Source organism: Kitasatospora sp. NPDC007106, from assembly GCF_040634455.1.
In the GTDB taxonomy this organism is placed as follows: Bacteria; Actinomycetota; Actinomycetes; order Streptomycetales; family Streptomycetaceae; genus Kitasatospora; species Kitasatospora arboriphila.
This window is the reverse complement of sequence record NZ_JBEYFP010000566.1, coordinates 1-3,930: the sequence shown is the minus strand read 5'-3', so window position 1 is coordinate 3,930 and position 3,930 is coordinate 1. Positions and strand designations below refer to the sequence as shown.

Sequence of the window (3,930 nt, the reverse complement as noted above, 5' to 3'; positions counted from 1 at the left end):
GCGCCGACCCGCGCCGCCCGACCCGGCCGCTGACCCGCGCCGCCGGCACCCGCCGCAGCCACCCGACCCCACCGCCGCCGAACCGAAAGAGCCCCGACCCGGTGTCAACCGACAGCACCCCCCGCGACCCGAAGACCGCCGCCGCCGGCAGTGCCGTCCCCGGCGCCGCCACGCCGACCGCGCACACCTTCCAGGTCGACCTGCGCGGACTGGTGGACCTGCTCTCCCACCACCTCTACTCCAGCCCCCGGGTGTACCTGCGCGAGCTGCTGCAGAACGCGGTCGACGCCATCTCCGCCCGCCGCGCCGCCGACCCGTCCGCCCCCGCCCGGATCACCGTCCGGGCCGACGGCGACCTGACCGTCACCGACACCGGCATCGGCCTCACCGAGGCCGACGTGCACACCTTCCTCGCCACCATCGGCCGCAGCTCCAAGCGCACCGCCGATGGCGGCCTCGACAACTCCGGCCTGGCGGCGGCCCGCAGCGACTTCATCGGCCAGTTCGGCATCGGCCTGCTGGCCTGCTTCGTCGTCGCCGACGAGATCACCGTCGTCAGCCGCTCCGCCAAGAGCCCCGACGCCCCCGTCGTCGAGTGGCGCGGCCACTCCGACGGCCGCTACACCATCACCACCCTGCCCGCGTCGGCGAAGCCCGAGCCCGGCACCACCGTGCACCTCACCCCCCGGCCCGACGCCGCCCGGTGGACCCGCCACGACCAGGTCGTCGAACTCGCCCGCCACTACGGCAGCCTGCTGCGCCACGAGGTCACCGTCACCGACGCCCGCGGCACCGCCACCCGGATCGACGCCCCCGCACCCTGGGACGTCCGGCACGGCTCCCCGCTCGCCCGCCGCGAGGCGCTGACCGCCTACTGCCGGGACACCTTCGACTTCACCCCGCTCGACACCATCGAGCTCGACCTGCCGCTGGTCGGCCTGCGCGGCGCCGCCTACGTGCTGCCCGACGCCGCGCCGCCCTCGCGCCGGGCCGGCCACCGCGTCCACCTCAAGGGCATGCTGGTCTCCGACCAGGCCGACGACCTGCTGCCGGACTGGGCGTTCTTCGTCCGCTGCGTCGTCGACGCCGACGGCCTGCGCCCCACCGCCTCCCGCGAGGGCCTGTACGCCGACGAGACGCTCGCCGCCGTCCGCGAGGCCTGCGGCGCCCGGATCCGCGACTGGCTGACCGGCCTGTCCGCCAGCGACCCGGCGCTGCTGCACCGGTTCATCGGCGTCCACCACCTGGCCGTCAAGGCGCTCGCCCGCTACGACGACGAGCTGCTGCGGATGCTGCTGCCCTGGCTGCCCTTCGAGACCACCGACGGCAACGTCACCCTCGACGAGTTCGCCCGCGCCCACCCGGTGATCCTGGTCGCCCGCACCGTCGAGGAGTTCCGCCAGGTCGCGCCGATCGCCGGCGCCGCCGGCCTCGGCGTCGTCAACGGCGGCTACACCTACGACGGCGACCTCGTGCACCGGCTGCCCGAGATCCGGCCCGGCACCTCCGTCGCCGACCTCGACCCGGGCACCGTCACCGCCCACCTGGACACCGTCGACCCGTCCGCCGAACTCGCCGCCGCCGCCTTCCTCGCCACCGCCCGCGAGGTCGTCGGCCGCTTCGACTGCGACGTCGCACTGCGCAGCTTCCACCCCGCCAGCGCGCCCGCCCTGCTGCTCGACAACCGCGAGGCCCGGCACGAGCGCACCCGGGCCCGCCTCGCCGACGAGGCCGACGGCCTGTGGGCGGACATCCTCGGCTCGCTGCGCGCCGAGGTGCCGCGGGCGCAGCTCGTCCTCAACCACCTCAACCCGCTGGTGCGGCGCGCCGCCACCATCCCCGGCAAGGAGCTCGCGGTGATCGCCGCCGAGGCCCTCTACGGGCAGGCCGTGCTGCTCACCCGCCGCCCGCTGACCGCGGGCGAGAGCGCCCTGCTCAACCGGTCGTTCCTCGGCCTGCTCGACCACGCCATGCTCGGCCGCGACGCCGCCGACCCGCAGAAGGAGTCCTGATGACGGACACCCCCGAGGCGCTCACCGAGGCGCTGCGCGCCAACGACGCCCGCCCCTACGGCCGTTCGCGCACCGTCACCGCCGAGGAACTCGCCGAGGCCGCCGAGCAGTTCCCCGACCACCGCGAGCTGCAGGTGCTCGCCCTGATGGACCTGATGGAGGCCTACGAGTACGACGGCGAGGCCCGCAAGGCCCCCGTCGTCTTCGCCCGGATCCTCAAGCTCTGGGACACCCACCCCGACGACTTCAACGAGTGGGCCCGCCTCCAGGTGTTCTGGCGCTTCAAGTGGGTCGCGTCCGCGCTGCTCTCCACCCCGGACGTGCCGCTGGACGCGATCCGGCGCTGGCACGACGAGATGCGCAGCCGCTACACCGCCGCCGACCACGGCCTGCAGCCGTACTACGCGCAGCGGTACCACCTCGCCGCGCACACCGGCGACGCCGCCGACGACGCCTTCGACCTGTGGGCGACCAGGCCGCGCTCGCAGATGAGCGACTGCACCGCCTGCGAGGTCCGTGCCCGGGCCCGCCACCACGCCGCCCGCGGCGACGACGCCCGCGCCCTGCGGGAGTGGCAGCCCGTGCTCGGCGGCGAGAGCACCTGCTCCGAGGAGCCGTGGACCAGCCACGCCTGGGCCCTGCTGCCGCTGCTGCGCGAGGGCCGGCTCGACGAGGCCCGCTCCAGCCACCTCGTCGGCTACCGCGGCGCCCGCGGCAAGTCCAGCACCGCGAGCCAGATCGGCCTGCACCTGGAGTTCTGCGCGCTCTCCGGCAACGAACCCCGCGGCCTGGAGATCCTCGCCGAGAACCGCGGCCTCTTCGACGGGCACGGCTACCCGCTGGCCCGGCTGGGCTTCCTCGTCGGCGTCGAGGTGCTCACCGCCCGGCTCGCCGCCCTCGGCCACGGCGACCTGCCCGCTGCCGGCCCCGCCGGCCGGAACTGGACGGTCGACGCGCTGCACGCCCACGTCGCGGCCGAGGCCGAGCAGTCGGCCGCCCGCTTCGACGCCCGCAACGGCACCACCGCGGTCGGCGACCGCCGCCGGGCCCGCCTCGCCCGCACCCCGCTGCTCGACCGGCCGCTCGCCCTCGGCGTGCGGGCCGCCGGGCAGGTGCCCGCGCCGGCCGCCGCCCCGGTGGTCCGTCCCACGGCCGAGCCCGTCCCCGAGGACTTCGTCGCCCTGGTGCTGCGCGCCCGCGAACTCGACCGGACCGACCACCCCGACGCCGACGCGCTGTGGGCCCGGATCACCACCGTCGTCGCCGACGACGACCACGTCCACCCCGACCACCCGGAACTCGGCCCCGCGGAACGGCTGCAGGGCAACCTCGCCGACCACCGCGCCCAGCACGCCTTCGAGGCCGACGACTGGCAGACCGCCCGCACCGAACTGCTCGCCGCCGCCGAGCTGTACGAGAGCGCCGGACTGCCGATCCGCGCCCTGGTGGTGCGCACCCGCGCCGCCGTCGCCCACCTCGGCGAGGAGGACAGCGCCGCACCCGACTGGCCCGCGCTCGACGAGGCGCTCCGCCGCGCCGACGAACTCGCCGCCGCGGCCCCGCGGACCGGCGAGGGGCAGGGCGGGGACGCCGCCGAGGACCGGCTGGCCGTGGTGCACAGCCTCACCTTCGCCGCCTACCAGGAACTGGTCGCCGCCCTGCCGGAACCGCCCGCCGAGGTGGCCGCCCGCTTCGACCGGCTGCTCGACGCCTACCGCACCGGGGCCACCGAACTCGGCCTGCCGCTGCGCATCGCCGCCGCCCGCCAGTACGCCGCCGACATCGCCGCCCGGCAGGGCCGGATGGCCGAGGCGCGCGAGGGGCTGGAGACCTCGATCGAGCAGTTGGAGCGGGACGGGCTGCCCTGGCGCACCCCCCGCCCGCTCGGGCTGCTCGGCCAGATCGAGCTGATGACCGG

The 3,930-nt window shown here is 76.2% G+C and carries 1 protein-coding gene and 1 pseudogene; both read left to right on the top strand.

All coding sequences use genetic code 11. The features are described from left to right. Window positions 1–212: 212 nt before the first annotated feature. Window positions 213–2,012, top strand: coding sequence for an HSP90 family protein (locus ABZ641_RS28490; RefSeq protein ID WP_359986271.1), 1,800 nt, complete (start codon window positions 213–215; stop codon window positions 2,010–2,012). After that, window positions 2,012–3,930: pseudogene (locus ABZ641_RS28485) on the top strand (hypothetical protein); the annotation flags it as partial. The gene ABZ641_RS28490 and the pseudogene ABZ641_RS28485, both read left to right, overlap by 1 nt.